A 21,955-nucleotide genomic window follows, 5' to 3' on the forward strand; every position below is an offset into this window, starting at 1 on the left:
AAAGAGCCCTTGTCCATACTATTCATCTCTGTCGCTTTACTCTTGTCGCTATCACTAGCGTGGTCGATATTGACTGACTTTTTGGTCAATTGCGCCAAAGATCGAGTCACCAGCGGCATCGAACATCTCTAGACGAATCGAATCACCAAACGACATGAATTGAGTCGACGGCTTACCATCACGAATCGTCTCTATCATGCGTACTTCAGCAATGCACGAGTAACCTACACCACCTTCCGCAATTGAGGTGCCGTGGTCAGTGCCTTGCTTATTCGATACCGTGCCAGAGCCAATGATCGCACCAGCCGACAGTGGACGAGTCTTCGCAGCATGGACAATCAGCTCCGCGAAATTGAAGGTCATATCCACACCGGTATTCGGACAACCAAAAGGCGTGTCATTGTAGGTTGAAGTCAGTGGCAGGTGCACCTTACTGCCTTTCCACTGTTCACCTAGCTCATCGGGCGTAACGGCAACCGGAGAGAATGCTGAAGAGGGTTTAGATTGGAAGAAACCAAAGCCCTTGGCAAGCTCGGCCGGAATCAAACCACGCAGCGACACATCATTCACCAACATTAGCAGACGAATCGAATCATGCGCTTGCTTGGCGCTGGCCCCCATTGGCACATCTCCGGTGACAACCGCGACTTCACCCTCGAAGTCGATTCCCCATTCGTCACTGGCAAATTCAATATTGTCACGTGGGCCAATAAAGGCATCTGAGCCACCTTGATACATAAGCGGATCAACCCAGAAGCTTTCTGGCATTTCAGCACCACGAGCCTTACGCACCAGCTCAACGTGGTTTACATACGCGCTGCCATCTGCCCATTGATAAGCGCGTGGCAGAGGCGATTCACAATATTGAGGCGCAAACACTTCACTGCCCATCACATGGCCAGTGTTAAGCGACTTGTATAACTCTTTTAACTGAGGTGCAACGCTGTCCCAGTTATCCAGAGCGACTTGCATCGTTGGCGCCAGATGCATCGCGTGGAAAATCTCCGTCGCTGGCACGCACTGTTTAAGATCTTTACTCACGACCATCAACAGACCATCGCGAGTACCATTTTTCTTGGTTGCTAATTTCATCCTTGTTGCCCCTTACTTCTCTTGCCAACTGTAGACATATTCTTTGTTCTCAACGCTATCGAGCTCATCAGAGAACTGCAGTGCGTGGCGGGTATCAATCATCACAGCCACTTCGTCGGTGAACTTTTTCTTATAAGCTTGCCCAGCCTTAAAGGCTTTCGGGTGAGGTCCATGAGTGAAGCCCGCAGGGTGGAAAGTCACCATGCCCGCTTCAATATTGTCACGACTAAAAAAGTCTCCAGCGTGATAGAAAAGCACTTCGTCGTAGTCATCATTGTTGTGGTAGAACGGCACTTTAAGCGCACCGGGGTCGCTCTCTATCGGGCGCGGCACAAAGGTACACACCACAAAGCCTGCGCCAACAAAGGTGGTGTGTGCAGACGGTGGCAAATGGTAGCGATGTGACATCAGCGGTCTGATATCGCGCCAGTTCACTTTCACTACCGCCAAGTCACCATGCCAGCCAACCGCGTCTAAAGGATTGAACGGATAAGTGATCACGCTAACTTTATCGTGGCGTTTCACCTGAACTTGGGTTTGATCTTCTGAATACTGAGCGCGGAATTGATCGTTGATCGATGGAATTTCAAGAACCGCCGGATCAAACACCGCGTGATTGCCGACCATGCCTTTTTCTGGCAATGAGTAAGCCGCGTCGGTGTTCTCAATCATCAGGATGAACATTGGTTCGCTTGGCTCCAAGCGCCAATTGGTCGAGCGCGGGATCATCACGTAATCCCCTTCACTCACCTCTAAATGACCATAATCGCAATAGAGATCAGCGCTGCCTTGGTGAATGAACAGTAGCTCATCGCCATCGGAGTTACGTACCAAGAAATCCATCTTCTCATCCATGCGCCATACGCGAATTTTGCAGTCCGCGTTGTGCAAAAGATGAGGCACAGCCCAAGGGGTTATCTGACTGGCTTTTTCCACCAGCGTAAAATCAAAAGCGCGAGGGCGTAAGTCGCCCTCCCACTCTGACCAACCTGTTGGCGCATGTTGGTGATGAAAGTGAGCCGCAGGGCCGAAGAATCCACTTCGACCCGCCTCCCGCTCATAGATAGCCTCTTCGGGGAAGTCGGCATGCGCTTGTTTAGAGCACACACCCTCCCGATGAGGAAACGAGATCCATTTATGCATCGTCTAATACTCCTCGACGAATCTGGTCCTCTTCGATCGATTCAAACAGCGCCTTGAAGTTGCCTTCACCAAAGCCTTCATTGCCTTTACGCTGAATGATTTCAAAGAACACAGGCCCAATTACCGTCTGTGTGAAAATTTGCAGCAAGATGCCGTCTTTCGTCGGTGCACCATCAATCAGAACACGCAGATCACGCAGCAGATCAGTGTCTTCTCCGTGGCCTTTAACGCGCTCATCGACTTTCTCGTAGTAGGTGTCTGGCGTTGGCATAAAGTCCATGCCGCGATCACGCAGAGTTTTCACTGTTTTGTAGATGTCATCTGTCGCAAGTGCGATATGTTGAATGCCTTCACCGTTATATTCGCGGATGAACTCTTCGATTTGTGATTTGTCGTCTGAAGACTCATTGATAGGGATACGGATTTTGCCACACGGGGAGGTCATTGCTCGGCTCACAAGACCTGTCAGCTTACCTTCAATATCGAAGTATCGGATCTCGCGGAAGTTACCGATACGCTCATAAAAACCAGACCACAGGTCCATATTGCCTTGTTTCACGTTGTGCGTAAGGTGATCGATCTCGTAGAGGCCTACATCAGCTTTCGCCATGCGCTCTTCCGCATCATCATAGAATCGGAAATCAACATCATAGATGCTCTGCTTGCCGTAACGATCTACGAAATAAAGCAGACTTTCACCGATACCATAAATGGCAGGAATGCTCAGCTCCATTGGCCCGATTTCTGTCTTGTACTCTTCACCACCACCGTTAGACGCCTGCGTCATTGCCGTGGTTGCATCGTTAACGCGAAACGCCATGCCACACACCGATGGGCCGTGAACTTTAGCGAACGCTTCAGCTTGGCTGTGTGGTTGTTCATTGACGATAAAGTTGATGTCACCTTGTCGATAAAGCCAAGCCTCTTTTGAACGGTGCTTAGCTATCTCGGCAAAACCCAGTGACACAAACAGCGCTTTAAGTTGCTCAATTCCCTTGTGGTCGACAGCTGTGTATTCAACAAACTCGAATCCATCCGTACCAAGCGGGTTGTATGACTCCACCATGAACTTTCTCCTTGTACCTATCGGTCTTGTGTTACGTTTTTTGTGAAATGATTGTTTGTTTTTTGTCCTTAACTAAATTTGGCCCACAAGCCGACAGATTGGAATGGATAGAGAGAAATGGACAATCACGCTAAAAACCCGTCAATTTGTAAAATATTTGTTACACGCAAGCTCTATTCACTAGAAAGTGAGCGCTATCAAGGGGTTGAAAGATGGTGGTTTGATTTACAGGCAAGCAAGAGATGTTATTGAATTGTTACATTCAAGCTTTTATGAGCTAAGGTGATAAGTCGAACATTAGACTGATGAGGCAAAAAAGCCGCAGTAGTCAGCGGCTTGATAAGTTCTAAAACGAAGCTAATTCGAATATAGGGTTCGCGTTAATCCCAGTTCAGGATCGACCAATTCGGTTGATCAGCCAGTGCTTTCAAACGCGGGCATGGGTTCACTAAATACGCGAAATCAGCGTGTTCACACAAAGGTAAGTCGTTGATTGAATCGGTATAAAAGTGAATGTCTGAATAGTTAGTTTCTTGATTGTCTAACCACTCTTTCAAACGGGTAACTTTACCTTCACGATAGCTTGGCACACCTAATATTTGAGACGTAAAGCGGCCTTGGTTTTCGACCAAATCGATACCGAGTGCATTCTCGATACCAATCTTGCGCCCCACGGCTTCTACTAAAAAAGTGACGCTCGCTGAGATGATCAACATGTCGATATCGTCACGCTCAAGCTGCTCTATTAATGGTTTCGACTGTTTGAACTGCTTAGGTAAAATATACTGCTCAACACACTCTTCCACCAAAGCGCTGACTTGCTCAGTCGGCATATCAGACAGTGGCTCCATAGCAAACTCAAGGTAGTCTTCCATGTTCAGCTTACCTTCCGAATATAGCCCCATTAAGCGTTGGTCTTCTTCAATAAAGTTCGGTGCTGTAGCAATGCCCTGTTCAACCAAGAACTCATTCCAGAGCATCGCTGCATCGGCATTGATCAGCGTTTCGTCCATATCAAATACATACAAAGGTTTGAACATCTTAGGCTCTCACTGGTTGAATTTCGTTAAGGTTAAACAGGAGTTCAAGTTGGCTGCCATTTGCCAATAATCGTTCAGAAGAACGGTTCAGCAGGTCGACCGTCAGCTCACACTCGTCGACATCCACTTGGTAGCGAATCACATTGCCCAACAGTTGGTGGTTACGAATAGTGCCAGTTTTCGGCGCAGAGATATGTTCGCCATATTGTCGACCTTGCTCTTTAACGTAGATAGATTCAGGTCGAATCGCCACCTTCCACTCGGTTTCAATATTAAACAGCTGCTTAGCCTTGTTCGCTTGTACCAAGTTGTAGTGTCCCATGAACCCTGCCACAAACTCATTAGCTGGTTGAGTGTAGATCTCTTCAGGTGTGCCGGCTTGGACGATCTCGCCTTTATTCATCAGGAAGATACGGTCAGACATGATCATCGCTTCTTCTTGATCATGAGTCACGAAGATCGTGGTCAGATTCATCTCTTTTTGGATGTCTCGGATCTGTTGGCGCAGATGTTTACGGATCTTCGCATCCAGCGCTGAAAGTGGTTCATCAAGCAATAAAATACGCGGCTTGACCACCAAGGCTCTGGCCAATGCCACACGCTGACGCTGGCCACCTGATAATTGATGCGGGTAGAACTTCTCTTTGCCCGATAAGTCCACCAGCCCAATCACTTTCGCCACTTCACGCTTAATCTCGTCAGCGGCCAGCTTTTTCATTTTAAGGCCAAACGCAATGTTGCCCTCAACCGTCATATTCGGGAACAGCGCATAAGATTGAAACACCATGCCGATGCCACGCTCTTGCGGCACTTGGTGAGTGATCTCTTCACCATTCACCCAAATCTCGCCACCATCGACCGGATTCAAGCCTGCTAAGCTACGCAGTAGCGTTGATTTACCACAGCCGCTTGGGCCAAGTAACGTGATGAATTCCCCCTTCTCGATGGAGAATTCAATGTCTTCAAATACTGTGTTGTCACCAAAACGCTTGGTGAGGTTTTTCGCATTTACATAGCTCATTATTTGGTTCCTTGGCTGAAACGACTTGCCAACCAAGTCAGTAAGAAAATAAACAGGAAGTACGTCATCACAAGGGCTGACGTGAAGTGACCGCTGGTTTGACGCATGTTGTATAAGTAAATCTGTAGTGTCTCGTAACGTGTCCCCACCAAGATGTTGGCAAACACGAACTCGCCAAGTAGGAACGAGAACGACAAGAACAGCGATGCCATTAAGCCTTTTTTAAGGTTTGGCAAAATAATCAACAAGAACGCCTTAGTAGTGCTTGCACCAAGCAGGTGAGCCGCGTCCATCAAGTCATGTAGGTTGATTGCTTCAAAGCTGTTGGCAATCGCGCGATACATGAATGGCAGCGCGATGGTGAAGTAAGTACCAATCAGAATCCATGGTGTGCCTATCAAAGCAATTTCGCTATCGGCATACAGCTGAAGCAAACCCACCGACGACACCACTGGCGGTACTGCGAATGGCAATAAGATCATGATATTCATGACCTTGTCGAGTTTCGGGAAATAGTAAAACACCACGAAAATCGCAGGCAGAATCAACACTACACTCAGTGATAATGCTGCTATACAAATAAACAGTGAACGGCCAAAGGCTTGTAAGAAGCGAGGATCCGTCAGCAGGTTGATGTACCAATCCAAAGTAAAGCCATCAGGCAGGATCGTGGCGCCCCAACGCGACGAGATCGAGTAGATGAAGGTTGCTAAGATCGGGATCATCATGATGCCAACGATCGAATAGACCACAGTTTTATGAAAGTGAGTATTTGTGGTGTTCATTACTTTCTCTTCCCTGCGTAGCTTTTGCTGATCAGCCATTGGTTAATCACAGTGATAAAGGCCAGCATCGCCATCAGAATCACGGAAATTGCAGCGGCTAGGTTAGGTTCTAGGAACAAGTCGCCAGATACCAAGCTCGCGATTCGAATCGTAATCACGTTGTAGTTGCCCGAAGTCAACGCATACACGCTTGCATAGGCGCCAATCGCATTGGCAATCAAGATAATGAAGGTGCCAAATAAAGCAGGGGAAAGCACAGGAAGCGCAACTTTGGTCCAGTATTGCCAGGTTTTCGCACCAAGCAGCGCTGAGGCGGCTTGCCAGTCATCGCTAAGGGCATCAAACGCTGGATACAGCAACAGCACCGCCAATGGGATCTGGAAGTAGATGTAAATTGCTAGCAAACCCCACTTGCCGTACAAGTCGAAGTCTCCCAGCAATCCGTACTGCTTGAGCAATAAGGTGATCGCACCGTTTGTGCCTAATATGATGATGAAGGCGAACGACAGAGGCACCCCAGAGAAGTTGCTGCTCATGTTGGTGAAAGCAATCACTGCGTCGCGGATTTTAGAGTCGACACGGCGCAATGAAGAAACGAGCAGAGTCGCAATCGCCAAACCAAAGATACTCGACCAAATTGACAGCCATAAACTGTTGCCAAAGGCCTGCATCATGAAGGCTGAATCGAAGACTTCAGAGTAGTTTTCTAAGGAAAGCTCATCGTCGTAGAAGAAGCTGTTGATCAGCACCCAAACCATAGGAGCCAGTTGGAACAGGTAGAAAAACAGGGCGAAAGGCGCAAGCCACAAAGCGGGCTTGAAGCGTTTGAACCAAGATTTGGTTTGAGGTTTCAGTGCAGAGCCATCGCTCTGCGTGATTACAGAACTGCTCATAGGGCCAACAATTCCTGAGTGTAAGATTTATCGTGTTCAAGGTTGAGTAGCTGACACACACTGCCGCAAATATCAGTCTGTTTCACTGAACATGCTTGGTGTGTGAACTTATCGCCAATCACAAAGAATGGCACTTCACGTTCTTCAGGCAGAATGCCGCCGTGCGATAAGTCATTGTTCATGCCGTGGTCACTGGTGATGATCACCTGATAACCATCGTCCACCCATTTCTCAAGGTAGTTCGACAGGTAGATATCGGCGCCACGTGCACTATTACGGTATTGGCGAGAGTCCAACCCGTGCTTGTGGCCCATGTCGTCAATGTTCATTGGATGAATCAGCAAGAAGTCCGGCTGATGGGTGACACGCAAATGCTCAGCATCCAAGAACAAGGCTTCATCTGGGTAGTGGTCCCAATGATAGAAACAGCCATGTTGAATGTTCATGGTTTCGTCGTTGGTAAAGCGGTCACGCACCGCATCAAAGGGGGCTCGGTTATACAGCTCGCTCACCCAGTGATACGCCGCGGCAGCCGTCACTTTGCCCTGCGATTTGGCCAAGCTAAAAATCGATTCGTGATTCGATAAACGCACGATTTGGTTGTTGACAATGCCACTCTCAACGGGGCGAACTCCGGTTAAGATGCACTCATACAGTGGACGTGACATGGACGGCAGCTCGCACTGCATTGGGTAAAGCGTGGCACGAAGTTTGTTTTTCTGCGTGCTCTGCGAAGTGATCTTTTTATTCTGCAAATCGCCCTGCTTTTCATGCATATCACTCAGTTCTAGAAGACCGTTCAGGTAGCCCATGCAATCACGGGCTACCTGATAATTCAGTCCATCTAGAACAACAAGGATAACCTTATTGCTCATGGTCTATTCTCTGTTGCTTGTTTTGAATATGGATTACTGCTGATGAATCAAGACGCTTTCTTGCCATTGGCGCGGCAGACGACGTGCTGATTTTTCCCATGCTGAGAAATCAGTGACTGGATGAACGTTGCTGTATTGCTCGTTCGAGATCAGCTTGTCTTGTACTGATTGAGGAAGCGTCACGTTACTGCGGATTGGGCGCGCGTAACCTTCTGCTAGGTTGATCTGGCCTTGGTCACTGAAGATGTATTCACGAGCCAGCTTCGCGGCATTCGGGTTTTTCGCGTATTTATTGATGATGGTGGTGTAACCAGAGATCACTGAACCATCTTGTGGAATATTTACAGTAAAGCGCTCACGGTCAATCTTGTCGCGGTAGTTCAGTGCGTTGAAATCCCACATGATCGCGACTTCCACTTCACCTTTTTCAAGGTTCGCAATGCTTGGATCTGTGTAAGATAGACGGCCTTGCTTCGCTAGTTCACCAAAGAACTTAATCGCCGGTTTTAGGTTCGACTCGTCACCGCCATTCGCAAATGCCGCCGCTAGAATCGCGTTGTTAGCTTGTGCTGCGACACCTACGTCACCAACAGTAACTTTGTAATCGCCTTCGAGTAGGTCACTCCAAGATTTTGGGGCGTCTTTGACAAGATTGTTGTTTGAGATGAACGAGATAGTGCCCGTATAAGCCAGAGCCCAGTGACCATCTTTGTCTTTCGCCCAGTCCGGAATATCATTCCAAGTACTTGGCTTGTATGGCTGAGTCACGTCTTTCTTCACCGCAACACGTGCAAAGGCGAAGCCAACGTCACCGATATCTGCGGTTGCATTTCTTTTCTCTGCTTCAAATTTCGAGATCTCTTGTGCTGAGCTCATGTCTGTATCCTGATGCTTCAAACCGTAGTTCGCTTTCAGATCAGCCCATGTGCCTTTCCAGTTTGCCCAACTGTCTGGCATGCCCACACTGTAAACCGCACCCTCTTTTTGAGCGGCTTCAATCAGTGACTCAAGATCAGTATCCTTCGCCATCGCTGGCATTGAAAGTGTTGCCGTTATTAATGTTGCGCCAATCAGTTTGGCTGGCGATACAGTTGAACGGCTAAGCAAAGTTTTCATTGTCTCTATCCCTCTGGACTAGGTCAGTAAGTTCGTTTTGTATGCTATCGCCAGAGTGTGACGCTTTCGCGCAACTTATTTGACAGTTAGGGTGCATTTTCATGGCAGTTCTATTTCACTCATATGACAGTAAGCCTTTGTTTACTGTCACATTCCTGTTAAATCCATGGTTTACCTTATTGAGCACACGAACTTATGGACTAGATCAGTAATGAGAACATTGGCAACAGCGCAATCAGGGACACAGCTAGGTAGAATTAAGGCGAGCATCAGAGAACAACTTCAATCGGGTATCTTCACCGAGGGGCAAAAACTGCCATCCGAACGAGAGCTCAGCGAACTGTTTTCCACCACTCGAATCACGCTCAAAGATGCATTGGTGTCGTTAGAAACTGAAGGTCTAATATACCGAGAGGAGCGCCGAGGCTGGTATGTGTCACCCGAACGTATTCGCTACAATCCATTATCTCGTTCTCACTTTCATCAAATGATTCGCGAACAAGATCGCATTGCAGAAACACGACTGCTGAGCACTCGCACAGAGATGGCGGCTGGCGACTACGCCAAAGCATTAGAGATAGAGCAGATAACGCCAATACACGTGATTGAGCGATTACGCTTTATTGATGGTAGAGCGGTACTGTTCGTTGAAAACGTACTGAAAGCACCGCTATTTGAGAAAGTATTGTCGGAAAATCTCACCATGTCGCTGACGGGAATCTACCGAGAAAAATACGGCTACGAGACCAAACGATCGCGCTTTGATGTCATTCCCACTTCCGCTCCTGCGCATGTCGCTAAGGCGTTAAACCTAGCTGAAGGTCAGCCAGTGCTGAAGATCTGCCGTGTAAACTACAAACAAGATGGCGAGCTAATGGACTGTGAATTGGAATACTGGCGACCAGATTCTGTGGTGATCCACATTGATAGCATCGGGTAACGCCGTATGGCTTAGGTCTCGCAATAAGGGAGGAAGTAAAGCTAGCATATACAAAAACTCCGACGGATTAGGTCGGAGTTTTTAGGTTTAACAATCGGATATAATGGCGCACAGACTAAACAATCTTCTGTTCACCTTCTCCCGCTAACTCGCTCTTATCCGACAAAAAACTCGCTACGATCTCTCTCAGTTTGCCTTGGTTAACCGGTTTAGGTAAAAACTCATCCATGCCCACATCAAAGCACAAATGCTTATCCCTTTGCACTACATTGGCTGTCAGCGCTACGATTGGGATATGTTTCGACGTCCCCTCTTCGAGTGCTCGGATCTGTTTGGTTGCTTCAAAACCATCAAGAACCGGCATCTGACAATCCATAAATATCATCACATATTCATTGTATTTGAATTTATCGACTCCAACTTTACCGTTGTCGGCAATGTCGACTTCAAACCCGATCTTCTTAAGCATCATCTTGGCCACTTGTTGATTCACTCTCGAATCTTCCACAACTAAGACTTTGCCACTAAAAGAGGTTGTGACCGCCGCAGGTTTTGGTTCTTCTTTTAAAGCCGTTTTCTCTGGTTGTGCTGGCTTAGCAACAGTCGCAGGTTTGGTGACTGGTACCGGTTCATTGTCTTTAAACGCTACCTCGCCTCGATTTGGATAGGTGAAGGTTGAAGTATCAGCGGCTCTCGCAAGCACCTCACTGATGGTCCACTTAAGTTGATTGTCTTGATAAGGGCGAGCGATGTAAGCGACAAAGCCGACTTGTTTCGCGCGAACTTCATCTTGCTTTCTTGGGTCGGCGGAGATCATCACTAACTTAGGACACTCGCTACCAAAGCGCTCGACCAAGCTTCTTGCCAGTTGGAAGCCATCAACCGACGGCATCACTTTATCAATCAGCACTAAATCGTATGGCGATGACTTAGCCACAGACTCTGAAACCAAATCTAACGCTTGGTTTGCCGTTTCACAGCACTGAGACTTAACGCCGAAGGATTGAAGCTGTGTAGACGTTATACGCATGTTCAGCTGGCTATCATCCACTAGCAAAACCGAAACCTTAGTGAAATCGATATTGCTTTCGTCGGCTTCTAAACATGGGTCAAAGTCAGCCGTAAAATAGAATGTACTGCCCTTACCTTCAACACTGGTTAGTTCAAGCTTACTGCCCATCAATGTCACTATCTTCTCGCATATTGTTAGACCAAGCCCAGTGCCTCCGTAAATACGCGTGGTACTGCCGTCGGCTTGTTGAAACTTATCAAATACCGATTGCTGTTTGTCTTCTGCAATACCGATGCCGCTGTCGACAACCTCGAACTTCACTCTGAGTTTTTGCTCAGGCTCAACCACTTCTTCCAAACGAAGCGAGAGCGTGACATGACCATGCTCAGTAAATTTAATTGCGTTGCCGACTAAGTTATTTAGGACTTGTCTTAGTTGAGTACCATCACCGATCACCATGGTTGGGATCTTAGGGTCGATCGCCAATTGAAATCGAAGTCCTTTCTGTTCCGCTTTTACTCGGAAGGTTGACTCAACGTCGGCCGCAATGCCCATCATTTTCATCGGCTCTTGCTGAAGCTCTAGTCGCCCCGCTTCAATCTTCGAATAATCGAGAATGTCATTAATCAGGTCTAGCAGGGTAAGTGAAGAGGTGTTGAGCATATTGACATACTCTTTCTGCTCTTTCTGCATATCCATTTCAGAAAGCAGAGACGACAGCCCGATAATCCCATTCATTGGGGTACGGATCTCGTGGCTCATGTTAGCCAGGAATTCACTTTTGTTACGGTTAGCCACCTCGGCGATATCTTTGGCTTTTTCCAGTTCTTGGTACTGTTGACGAATGCGTTCAATTGACTGGTTGTAACTGCTTTCTAGCGTCGAGATCTCATCTTTGTAAGTCGAATCGGTTGGTGTTAAAAAACGCGGTTTGTTGTCTTCTACTCGTTGCTGATTGATCTGGGAAGACATGGTCATTAAACGCTTCACAACGAGGCGATACACTATCGTTAGACACACCAGAGACAACAAGAAGATTTTAACGGCTTCGAAGGCGAGTAGTAATAGTACGCGTTCTTCAAAGTCATTGAGGATCATGCTCAAATCAGATTGCACCGTGAGCGTCGCCAATGGGAAATCTGTCCCCGCCATTTGGTGAACCATTTCCCAAGACTGAGAATAAGACTGACCTTCAGTCTTTTTACCTAATTCTAGAATTTTTTCATCAGGGCTTTCGATAAGAAGATAGCTAACTGAGGGGAGGCGAGAGATGCCTTCAGCTTGCACAAGCAACTGCTCTCGATCTTCAACCCACAAACTCGCTGTTAAGCCAGAAAGATAGCCAGCCTTAACCTGTTCGATCTGAGAACTAATAAAAGAAACTCGACTTTGATACTCTACATACAACCCGAGACCTGTCACTATAACTGTGAATAAGGTACTAATTGCTATGATAGTCCCGATCAACTGTCGGGAGAGTCCAATATAGCGTTTTCCTTTTTTCACCATACACAAATTACCATTATTGTTATCCTAGCAAACTACAATTACTCAACTAGTATAATAGTAGTCATTCATCAAATAACTAGGGAAGGTTATGAAAAAACATCTTATCGTTGCATCCATAGTCAGTTTGTTTTCAAGCAGTTATGCTCTTGCAAGCGAACCTCTTCACTACTACATTATTGCGAGCCAAGCGCAACCTTTTCAGATCGAAACTGACGGGTCATCTCACAGAGGAATGGTTTCTGATATCGTTGAAGCGGTATTCGATGACAGCCAGTATGAGATCAAGTACCACACCTACCCATTTAATCGAATGATCGACAAACTCGATGCGAGAGAGAACCCAAACTGGGTAACCTACGGCAGCCCAAGTTGGGGAAATATCCAATCTGTTAACCTGTCTGAAGATCCGATTTACAATGTAAAACATGTGCTACTCAGCAGCGGTAAGAAGCCGTTTGAGTTTAATACAATCGACGATCTAGACGGAAAAGCAGTGGTATTGCTGGTGGGGTTTGAATATCCGAACCTAGAGCCATACATCAAACAAGGTAAGCTCAACGAGATTCGAGTTAAGGATTACAGCGCGGCTTTTCGAGTCCTGAACCGTGCACCTGGTGATACAGTGTTTGTTGAAATGGAATCACGAATCAAATACAACCTAAACGAGCAGAAGCTGAGTATTGATGACTACCAGATGCAAGAGTTCGGTTCAGTCATTAATAACTACCCTATCCATTTAGCGTTCGACCCTGAGATGGACCCTAAACTGCAAACCTTCATTAACCAACGTCTGGACCAGATGAAAGACGATGGGCAGCTCAACGACATTGTACAAAGCTATCTATAGCATTTGGCTAGCGCTCACTTGATTAGCTAATAGCCCATGAATGACTTCGTGACACGTTTTTGTACTTTTGGTCAACCTAGTGACTAACAATGACAAAGGCCGCTCTGTAAGCTTACAGGGCGGCCTTTTAATTTATTAGTGAAGGCTTAACAAACGTATCACTAGAACTCGAGTCAATTCATTTAATGCGCAGCAATCAAATGCAGTTGCTGAGTACGAAGCTCTTGACGCACTGCCATCAAAATCTCACCGAGGTGGTTTTCACCAGTTCCATCGCCCCCATCTCCCCAAAAGTGATCTTTATGAGAGTGCTCTTTAATCACTGAATCGCCTGTCCCCGTCAGGAACAGAGCAAATTGTGGGTTCTGTCTGAACTTCTCGGTCACAATGAATCGCATCACTTCAACACGAATGTCATACCAATCTTTTCGAACTTGGTCTTCATAGTCACGACTTAAAGAGAACGCTTCAGCAGGGGTACTGGCTTCCAAAATGGTATTGCGTAATGCTTCAGAAGCAAACTTCATCGCTTGATAATAATGTTCGCTGGTTGCCCAAACTTGATCACCTACCTTGATGGGACAAGCCGCAAAATTTGACAGGTATCCGTTCGGATCTTCAGGTTCATAAAACAGCACTTCTTTAGCTTGTGCCACAGAATTAGACATAGCCTCTCCTTACCAACGACATCACATATTTTTGCTTTAACTTTAAAATTAGTGGCGTTGCATATTACTGTCAAACAACTTAGTTCAAGAGTATGCCATGTGCGTGTTTTTCATCTAAAGAACGTAATATCAAAAGGGATCAGCTAAGCGAAGCAAAGATCTAAAGAATCAAAATGTTGATTTAATCTAGATAGGAATTATGAAAAAGCACTTATAAATCAAAGGGTGGCATGGTGCCACCCTTCTAAATGCAATGGGGATTATTAGTGAATAAGACCTAGCTCCCTCGCTTCTTCCAGACTCAAACCGCTTTCTCTAATTTCTCTTAGAGCCTCGATACGACGACGAGCTTCAGCAGACTTCATTTTCTTTTCTGGTTTGAAAGATACTTCTTCTTCAGCATCCCACTTGTTTGCAATATTTGTCATTTCATCATGGTTGATAGAATTAATGGACATGTTTTCCTCCGAAAAGCACCATGTAATGGACAGGTAATCTGTAGCAAATGCTATTTCGCTTGTTAAGAAAATCTGTACTGAAATGTGATGATTCCGACGCTTCACAAACCTAATTAATAAATGCCTCATTTAAACTTTGCCAAAGGCATTTTCTGCAATTACATTTAAAAGATTCCCCATAAGAAATGTGGTTTGATCCAACTCTCATTTTCCCCTCTTCCAATTCTTCTTTTCCGCTGAAAATTCGTGAAATAACCCAAGATAAATTTCGAGGCACTTCATTCTTTTTGTGCTGATCGCTTTCACTAAATTCAACACATGCTAATGATAATAGTTATCAATATCATAACTGAGTATTTATCATGTCTGTGGGAATTTCAGATACACCACTTCTCGAAGTGAAGAATTTATGTGTCGACTACATCACCGATGACGGTGATTTCAACGCGGTCAAATCCGTCAGCTTTAGCATAGGCCAAGGTGAGATTTTTGGCTTAGCCGGAGAATCTGGCTGTGGCAAAAGTACCATCGCATTTGCCATTAACCGCCTTCATAAGCCGCCCGCGTTCATATCCGGAGGCCAAATACTCTTTGGTGGACAAGATCTGCTGAGCTTGTCAGACAGCCATTTGAATACCTTGCGCTGGAGCGAGATCGCTATGGTTTTTCAAAGTGCGATGAATTCACTCAACCCTGTATTAACCATCGAAGAACAATTTGCTGATGTGCTACGCCACCATAAAGGTATGAGCAATGAACAAGCCAAAGATCGCGCAGAGAAGTTACTCGACCTGGTCAACATTCCGCGCAACCGACTCACGGAATACCCTCACCAATTCAGTGGCGGCATGCGTCAACGTTTGGTGATTGCTATTGCCCTCGCCCTCAACCCTAAGCTGATCATCATGGATGAGCCGACAACGGCTTTAGATGTGGTTGTCCAGCGTGAAATTCTGCAGCAGATACATCAACTCAGAGAGGAGTTTGGTTTCTCGATACTCTTCATAACCCACGACTTAGCATTAATGAGCCAACTGTGTGATCGCATTGCCATCATGCGCCATGGCCAAATCGTTGAAGTCAATCAAGCCTACGAGATTCGCAACAATCCGCAGCACTCCTACACCCAAAAGCTATGGAGTTCTTTCCCTAATATTCACGAACATGCTCACGCGACAGCGTGCTAGGAGAGCTCTATGTCACAACCAATTTTTCAAGTAAAAAACCTCGTCAAAGAGTTCACTGTTGGCGGTGGATTTGGCAAAGAAGAGATATTCAGAGCGCTGCACGGCGTGAGCTTTGACCTATATGCAGGAAGAACGCTAGCACTGGTTGGCGAGTCCGGTTGCGGGAAAAGCACCTGCGCGAGGCTGATGACTAAGGTTTACCCTGCGACAGAGGGAGAGATTTTGTTCAACGGCAGAGACATCTCTACGCTCAAGAGCCGCAAAGACATCTTGGATTACCGCAGCCGTGTTCAAATGGTGTTTCAGGACCCGTTTGGCTCACTCAATCCCACTCACACCATAGAGCACCACTTAACGCGCCCGCTTAAGATTCATAAGCAAGTCGCCAATAAAGCGGCTCTAGAAGAACGCCTTAAAGAGTTACTCACGCTGGTGGAGTTGCCCGTCGAAACGCTCGCGAAATACCCTCACGAGCTCAGTGGAGGCCAAAGACAGCGAGTTAACCTAGCCAGAGCGCTTGCGGTTGGGGCTGAAGTCATTCTTGCTGATGAACCAACCTCGATGTTGGATGTTTCAATTCGACTTGGCGTGCTCAATCTCATGCAAAAAATGAAGAAAGAGCTTGGGATAGGCTTCTTATACATTACCCACGACCTTGCGACCGCACACTACATCGCAGAAGAAACAGCGGTGATGTACAAAGGGCAGATCGTTGAATGGGGATCAACCCAGTCGATCTTAACGAATCCGCAGCACCCATATACCAAGCTGTTGATCTCAGCGGTGCCGGATCCTGATCTGCCGTTTGGCGAACTCGTAAAAAATGAGCCAAACTATTCCATAGACGCAGATCGTATTCGAGAGCAGAGCAGCGAAATACAGCATGAAATCAAGCAAGTCGCTGATAATCATTTTGTAAAACAATGGGATAACGTTGCATGAATGAACTAGACACTTGGTTAGAGCGAATCGGAGATTGGTACAAAGACCGAAAGCATGATCAAGTGGAACGGTTGGAACCTTTGATCTTAACGCCTCCAGATGCACTCTGGGGGCCTTTGATCACGGATGAACAAAGCAAAGGCATCGCATGTTGGCTAGACGGATGTCTGAGAATCTTTACTTTCTATCGCCACCTCGCTGACTTATCGAATCCGAAGTTGGCTTCACAGAAGGCCATCAACTCAAGCCATCAAGAAAAGGCCTACCAATACCTGATGTTTGCCTATAGCAAGCTGCAAGCCGTGTCATGTGACCCAAAATCAGAACCAGCCTTACAAGAGTGGTGCATACAACGGCTACAACACTTGTGTGTATTGGCTTTGGAGTTTACGAACCAACAGCAAAAACCACGTTGGAAAGCAGAGTCAGAGAAATTGATCGAATCACATGTACGCTTTATGACAACCCATCCCCGAAACGATGATCAAGGTAGTATTCAACGCCACCTCCACTGATCAAGTCCTTCTCGATCAAACATCAAATCAAAATCTCATCAAAGTTAGATCCGTAGAAAGCATGATCTAGCCTTGATCATGCTTCGGAGTTTAATTCTATAAGCTATTGAATTTTAATGATTCACTGAATTTCAGGCAAAAAAAAAGCGAGTCCCTTAGGAACTCGCAAAAATCTATTCAGTATGATGTAACAAAATATGAGCCAATCTATTAATCATAAGAAAGGACAAAGGTTGTCTATTCGGAATAAATAATAATCAACTGGGTGCGTTACTTTGTCATCACTTTGTCAGCGTTAGGTGCGATTTTAATCAGTATCTAATATGTTCAAAACTATCCATTCATCAACGGTAAATACAGGCTTATCGCTACAGGATAATGACTAGTGGCCAATCGCCATTTCATCGAGCGCAAGGAACACGTTTTCGTCAAGGTGACCTTCGTGAACCTGTTTACACACTTTACGACGCACAGCTAAACCAGAGATCAAACGTTCAATGGACAAGTGTCGATTGCTGGTGCTATCACGGTCGTTGTAAAGCTCAATCAAACGACTCAATGTTTCGTATGGAATAACGTCTTCCCCTACTCTCAACCAATCAAGCTTCTCAATGAGCTCTGAGCACTCTTCTTTGATTGAGGCATGTGAGTGCCCTGTCATTGCGGATAAAGCCGTTATACTGCGTTCTAGAGCCTCTGCAGAGGTATATTTAGAGAGAGTAATCATGATCTCGTCAGCGTTGATCTCAACAGAATGTTTACGTTGCTTAACTCGACGTCCCAATTTACCTCTTGGCGACGGTGCTTTACGCTGAATTGGCTCAAACTCACCGTCGATAATCTCAGACAACTCTTCCAGCTTCTGCTTAGACACCATCTCGTTACGAAGTGGATTCGGCAGCGTTGGCGCCATATTACGCTTACCGGCGTTGGTAGTACGCGCTCTTGAATATCGTAATACTTCTTCCACATTACATTTGATATCTACTTGATAATCCGTCGTTTTGCCTTTTTCGATCAACGCGGTGATCGTCAAGTGATAACCCCAAAGGTTAACCAGAAAAGTATCTTCTTGATCGCTGGCCTCACCAAGCTTTCTAAGCTCACGGATCAGATCCATTGAGAAACGACGCCAATCGATGTTACGCGCCAACTTCTGGTTAAGCTCGCTGAGCAACATGCAATCTGAATGACGGCGTGCCATACGGCTTCTAAAGTACGAATACATTTGGAAGACCAAGGTATGTTGTTTCAGAATTTCTGGCGGAAATAGGAAGAAATAATCACGCGTCAGTAGCTCTTCGTAGAAAGAAGGCTCCCAAACCAGGATGTATAGGTTCGGTTTAATGCGAATTTCGCCGTCAGAGCCCTCTGTAGGAGCCTCTTCCGATGCGGTAATGGTTCTAGCTAAGAATCGGAAACGATCACTCTTAAAGCCCTCTGGCATGTTCTCACTAAGCCAACGGCCAGTAAGCTCATGCAGTTGGAAATCCGTAAACTCGATACGGTCAATACTGTCGCGGATCGAATCACGTGCTGGACCACTGTCTTTCTTGCCACGTAAAGACAAAATATCAGTGATGTAGAGTGGAGTTTTGTTCGGCGTGTGCTTCGCGTCTAGATGGTAATCATCTTGATGATGATCATGATATTGAACCGTGAGTGTGAATAACGCGAATAGCGTCATCAGATCGTCAACTGTCATGATATTTTTAGAAGATCGTGTCTCGATCACAGCTCGAGTGCCAGAGATCGAGACCATGGATTTTTGATAGCTCTTGCGAGTTCTAGGTGGCGCTAACGCTTGATCAATAATCCCCGCCCAATTGGTTGGCGAAACAATGAATTGATCCGCTTCATCTTTCATCGTTGGGGGAGTATTAAGTCCATGCTCATTGAGTAAGCGTTTGTTTACTTTGGTTTGAGCTAGTGCTTTAGAACGCTTCTGCTTTTCATTTTGCTTCACGCTTTCTGTCACCAAGCTGGTGGCACCCAGTACCGATATCAATTGGTTTGGGTTCACAAAGCGGTGCAGCATGGTTTTACCAGCAAGGCCTTCTTCGAAGCGAACGGGGATTTGTTTGAACAATCCAATATTTACTGCGGCTCTTAGCCTTTGCTGTAAGGCCGCGCGAGTGACTTGACCATCGGTTGATTCAATAATCTCGGTGGTTGAAACGTATCCGTCTTTGCTGCTAAACCCACGAAGTGAAATTAGGTTAAGAAGCTCAACTATGCTTTTGGTGACACCTTTGAAGTGTTGATATTGTTCTATCCATTCAACGGCTGTTTCAGATACCTCAAATAAATGACCATCTTTGTGGCTTCGTGCCTTAATTAACAATTTCTCTTCTGGTTTCATTTTTGATCCGTATCACACTAACCGTAATTTCACTATAGTTCCTGAATGATAAAGAAAGAATGATCATAAATAAAGAGAATTTATTGGCTTTTAAATAACTGATCTTTTTGATTAATATGATCTTAAATGATTAAGTGATCTAATGATCTGGACGTAAACTTGCGCTTAAGTTGCTGAATTTAAAATATAAAAAAAAAACCGTTTGGAAAGCATGATCATAAAGAATCCGAAACTATGATCATTAAACAGAAGAAAGCATGATCACAAAGCATCAGAACGATGATCATTAAGCCATTGTAAGCATGATCATTATTGGTTCGAAAGCATGATCATTATACTTGTACAGCTTATCCACAGTCCATAATTGAACATGGTCTGTTGAGTCACTTCTAACTCGTCAATGTGGATAGTTTTAATGGCTTATCTATCGGAACAATGATCAAGTAAGTGCTCTTTTCTATCGTTCCCACCCTATTACGTACAAAATTTGTTCTGAAGTTAGTGTTAACGGCTGGCTCGGATGTCATTAAAGCGGACGTGCATTATCTAGGAAGCATGATCACGAAATTGTCATGTTTCTGTATTCTGAGTCTGTGCAGATTGAATTTCCAAGCAATGAGGCCTTATAGGCCTTGAATCCCCATTGCAAAAGCATTTGTCCGTAACTTAGCTCCTAAATTATATGCTTCCGGAACTCTATTTACTTGATCATTTTTCCGGAAGTTGATCATTTCGAACAGTCACTCGTGCGGATCAATATTGCTGAGTTTACACCTTGATCATGCTTCGTAATGATGCCTTATCAATTCTCTTACGTGTGATGTATTCCATGATCATTCTTCCGTGTTAGGTACAACTTTCTTTTATCTAGTGACGCTTCACCTCGTCGTGGTTTGGTATTTGCGATGCTATTTTTGGGTTTTGACTACTTCTCGGTTGAAAAGCTCACAATTTCGAATGCAAATCACATGAACCGTAATCTACGGTCGTATTTCAATCGTTCCGAAGGTTTTTTGATGGAATTGCATTTACATTGTAAATAAGTGATGCTGTAACATTTCAAATGTAAGCCAGAAATAGCATGGTTATACATAACAAAAACGGTCATTTTTTGTGTTTGTCTTAGCCGTTGTTTCATCAAACTGTAAAAATACAGTCTATTTTATGTGATTTTACTCATAAATGTATGTTCATGTTTTTGTTGTGTTTGTTGTTAATCGCTGTACAATTTGTACTTAGTTAATCATTACGGAAACTGGCAATGAAAAGAGAACAAACGATTGAAAAGCTCTATCAGCTGGCCGAACAAACTCAACAAGTTCAGGCTGACCGAATTGAGATTATTCTGGAAGAGCGAAGTGATGAACATTTCCCTCCAATGTCTAAAGCTATGATGGAGACTCGTTCTGGCTTAACTCGTCGAAAATTGGATGAGGCGATTACCAAGCTTGAAGCGGATGGTCACCAGTTCACAAAGAACAACGCCAATCATTACTCGATTTCATTGACTGAAGCTCACATGCTGATGGACGCGGCGGAAGTGCCAAAGTTCCACCAACGCAAACAGCATGCAGACAACAAACCTTGGATTATCAACGTACAAAACCAGAAGGGCGGTACCGGTAAATCAATGACAGCGGTTCACCTAGCGGCTTGTTTGTCTCTGAATTTAGACAAGCGCTACCGCATTTGTCTGATTGATTTGGATCCACAGGGTTCATTACGTCTGTTCTTAAACCCACAAATCAGTGGTGCAGAGCACGACAGTATTTATTCTGCCGTTGATATCATGTTGGACAACGTGCCTGAAGGCCAAGAAGTTGACCTAGAGTTTCTTCGCAAAAACGTACTCTTGCCAACTCAGTATCCAAACCTAAAGACAATCTCTGCATTCCCAGAAGATGCGATGTTTAACGCTGAAGCGTGGCAAAGCCTGTCTCAAGATCAGTCACTTGATATCGTTCGTCTTCTGAAAGAGAAGCTTATCGACAAAATCGCCGATGATTTTGATGTGATTATGATTGATACCGGCCCACACGTAGATCCACTAGTGTGGAACGCAATGTACGCGTCGAACGCTCTTCTGATTCCATGTGCTGCAAAGCGTTTGGATTGGGCTTCAACGGTTAACTTCTTCCAGCACTTACCAACGGTGTACGAGATGTTCCCGGACGATTGGAAAGGGCTTGAGTTTGTTCGCCTTATGCCAACCATGTTCGAAGATGACAACAAGAAACAGGTTTCGGTTCTCACTGAAATGAACTACCTGCTGAATGACCAAGTTATGATGGCGACGATTCCAAGAAGCCGTGCTTTTGAAACCTGCGCCGATACCTACAGCACGGTTTTCGATCTCACGGTTAGCGACTTCGAAGGTGGTAAGAAAACTCTGGCTGTCGCTCAAGACGCAGTACAAAAAAGTGCTCTAGAATTAGAGCGTGTATTACACAGCAACTGGCCTTCACTTAATCAGGGATAACAACA

General features: G+C 45.5%; 19 protein-coding genes and 1 pseudogene. 7 read left to right on the forward strand and 13 right to left on the reverse strand.

Annotated features, from left to right (window positions below; translation table 11 throughout):
* Window positions 1–54: 54 nt before the first annotated feature.
* Genes FTW16_RS23365 through hppD form a run of 3 tightly spaced genes read right to left on the reverse strand, consistent with a single transcriptional unit; the run spans window position 55 to window position 3,301 of the window.
* On the reverse strand, window positions 55–1,092 hold the full coding sequence (locus FTW16_RS23365; protein WP_146492659.1) for a fumarylacetoacetate hydrolase family protein: 1,038 nt from the start codon (window positions 1,090–1,092) through the stop codon (window positions 55–57).
* 12 nt (window positions 1,093–1,104) lie between these two features.
* On the reverse strand, window positions 1,105–2,235 hold the full coding sequence (locus FTW16_RS23370; protein WP_146492660.1) for a homogentisate 1,2-dioxygenase: 1,131 nt from the start codon (window positions 2,233–2,235) through the stop codon (window positions 1,105–1,107).
* Window positions 2,228–3,301, reverse strand: a complete 1,074-nt coding sequence (gene hppD, locus FTW16_RS23375) for a 4-hydroxyphenylpyruvate dioxygenase (RefSeq protein ID WP_146492661.1) — start codon at window positions 3,299–3,301, stop codon at window positions 2,228–2,230. Before hppD ends, FTW16_RS23370 begins: the two co-directional genes overlap by 8 nt.
* A gap of 103 nt (window positions 3,302–3,404) precedes the next feature.
* Here hppD and FTW16_RS24860 point away from each other — a divergent pair.
* Window positions 3,405–3,587 (forward strand): annotated as a pseudogene (locus FTW16_RS24860) (hypothetical protein).
* A gap of 94 nt (window positions 3,588–3,681) precedes the next feature.
* Here the strand turns inward: FTW16_RS24860 and FTW16_RS23385 are convergent.
* From FTW16_RS23385 to FTW16_RS23410, 6 genes are read right to left on the reverse strand one after another with little or no spacing between them, the layout of a single operon-like run.
* On the reverse strand, window positions 3,682–4,341 hold the full coding sequence (locus tag FTW16_RS23385) for an HAD family hydrolase (RefSeq protein WP_146492662.1): 660 nt from the start codon (window positions 4,339–4,341) through the stop codon (window positions 3,682–3,684).
* Between the two features lies 1 nt (window position 4,342).
* Complete coding sequence (locus tag FTW16_RS23390) at window positions 4,343–5,362, reverse strand: ABC transporter ATP-binding protein (RefSeq protein WP_128163087.1); 1,020 nt, start codon at window positions 5,360–5,362, stop codon at window positions 4,343–4,345.
* Window positions 5,362–6,147, reverse strand: a complete 786-nt coding sequence (locus FTW16_RS23395) for an ABC transporter permease (protein WP_146492663.1) — start codon at window positions 6,145–6,147, stop codon at window positions 5,362–5,364. Before FTW16_RS23395 ends, FTW16_RS23390 begins: the two co-directional genes overlap by 1 nt.
* Complete coding sequence (locus tag FTW16_RS23400) at window positions 6,147–7,040, reverse strand: ABC transporter permease (RefSeq protein WP_146492664.1); 894 nt, start codon at window positions 7,038–7,040, stop codon at window positions 6,147–6,149. Before FTW16_RS23400 ends, FTW16_RS23395 begins: the two co-directional genes overlap by 1 nt.
* Window positions 7,037–7,915: an alkaline phosphatase family protein gene (locus FTW16_RS23405; protein ID WP_146492665.1), complete on the reverse strand. Its 879-nt coding sequence runs from the start codon at window positions 7,913–7,915 to the stop codon at window positions 7,037–7,039. Before FTW16_RS23405 ends, FTW16_RS23400 begins: the two co-directional genes overlap by 4 nt.
* 33 nt (window positions 7,916–7,948) lie before the next feature.
* On the reverse strand, window positions 7,949–9,031 hold the full coding sequence (locus FTW16_RS23410; RefSeq protein WP_146492666.1) for an ABC transporter substrate-binding protein: 1,083 nt from the start codon (window positions 9,029–9,031) through the stop codon (window positions 7,949–7,951).
* A gap of 211 nt (window positions 9,032–9,242) precedes the next feature.
* On the opposite strand from FTW16_RS23410, the gene FTW16_RS23415 reads away from it, so the two are divergent.
* Window positions 9,243–9,971: a UTRA domain-containing protein gene (locus FTW16_RS23415; RefSeq protein WP_146492667.1), complete on the forward strand. Its 729-nt coding sequence runs from the start codon at window positions 9,243–9,245 to the stop codon at window positions 9,969–9,971.
* 115 nt (window positions 9,972–10,086) lie between these two features.
* On the opposite strand, the gene FTW16_RS23420 is transcribed toward FTW16_RS23415, so the two are convergent.
* Window positions 10,087–12,492 (reverse strand): response regulator, encoded by a 2,406-nt coding sequence (locus FTW16_RS23420; RefSeq protein WP_146492668.1) that lies wholly within the window; start codon window positions 12,490–12,492, stop codon window positions 10,087–10,089.
* Between the two features lie 88 nt (window positions 12,493–12,580).
* On the opposite strand from FTW16_RS23420, the gene FTW16_RS23425 reads away from it, so the two are divergent.
* Window positions 12,581–13,339, forward strand: coding sequence for a substrate-binding periplasmic protein (locus tag FTW16_RS23425; RefSeq protein ID WP_146492669.1), 759 nt, complete (start codon window positions 12,581–12,583; stop codon window positions 13,337–13,339).
* Window positions 13,340–13,521: 182 nt separating this feature from the next.
* Here the strand turns inward: FTW16_RS23425 and FTW16_RS23430 are convergent, their stop codons facing one another.
* A complete protein-coding gene (locus FTW16_RS23430) occupies window positions 13,522–14,007 on the reverse strand; it encodes an NADAR family protein (protein WP_146492670.1) in 486 nt (161 codons plus the stop codon).
* Window positions 14,008–14,270: 263 nt separating this feature from the next.
* Entirely contained in the window at window positions 14,271–14,465 is a 195-nt protein-coding gene (locus FTW16_RS23435) for a PA3496 family putative envelope integrity protein (protein ID WP_004736928.1), read from the reverse strand.
* A gap of 362 nt (window positions 14,466–14,827) precedes the next feature.
* Here FTW16_RS23435 and FTW16_RS23440 point away from each other — a divergent pair, with 362 nt between their 5' ends.
* Genes FTW16_RS23440 through FTW16_RS23450 form a run of 3 tightly spaced genes read left to right on the forward strand, consistent with a single transcriptional unit; the run spans window position 14,828 to window position 17,109 of the window.
* Window positions 14,828–15,652 carry an ABC transporter ATP-binding protein gene (locus tag FTW16_RS23440; protein ID WP_146492671.1) on the forward strand — a complete coding sequence of 275 codons (825 nt, stop codon included), beginning with the start codon at window positions 14,828–14,830 and terminating at the stop codon, window positions 15,650–15,652.
* Between the two features lie 9 nt (window positions 15,653–15,661).
* Window positions 15,662–16,594 carry an ATP-binding cassette domain-containing protein gene (locus tag FTW16_RS23445; RefSeq protein ID WP_146492672.1) on the forward strand — a complete coding sequence of 311 codons (933 nt, stop codon included), beginning with the start codon at window positions 15,662–15,664 and terminating at the stop codon, window positions 16,592–16,594.
* Window positions 16,591–17,109 (forward strand): transcriptional regulator, encoded by a 519-nt coding sequence (locus FTW16_RS23450; RefSeq protein ID WP_146492673.1) that lies wholly within the window; start codon window positions 16,591–16,593, stop codon window positions 17,107–17,109. Before FTW16_RS23445 ends, FTW16_RS23450 begins: the two co-directional genes overlap by 4 nt.
* Window positions 17,110–17,491: 382 nt before the next feature.
* On the opposite strand, the gene FTW16_RS23455 is transcribed toward FTW16_RS23450, so the two are convergent.
* Window positions 17,492–19,471: a replication initiator protein RctB domain-containing protein gene (locus tag FTW16_RS23455; RefSeq protein ID WP_146492674.1), complete on the reverse strand. Its 1,980-nt coding sequence runs from the start codon at window positions 19,469–19,471 to the stop codon at window positions 17,492–17,494.
* Window positions 19,472–20,732: 1,261 nt separating this feature from the next.
* Between FTW16_RS23455 and FTW16_RS23460 the strand changes: the two genes are divergently transcribed.
* Window positions 20,733–21,950 carry a ParA family protein gene (locus tag FTW16_RS23460; protein ID WP_146492675.1) on the forward strand — a complete coding sequence of 406 codons (1,218 nt, stop codon included), beginning with the start codon at window positions 20,733–20,735 and terminating at the stop codon, window positions 21,948–21,950.
* Window positions 21,951–21,955 lie beyond the last annotated feature (5 nt).

The organism is Vibrio sp. T20 (assembly GCF_007858795.1).
Lineage (GTDB): Bacteria > Pseudomonadota > Gammaproteobacteria > Enterobacterales > Vibrionaceae > Vibrio > Vibrio satsumensis.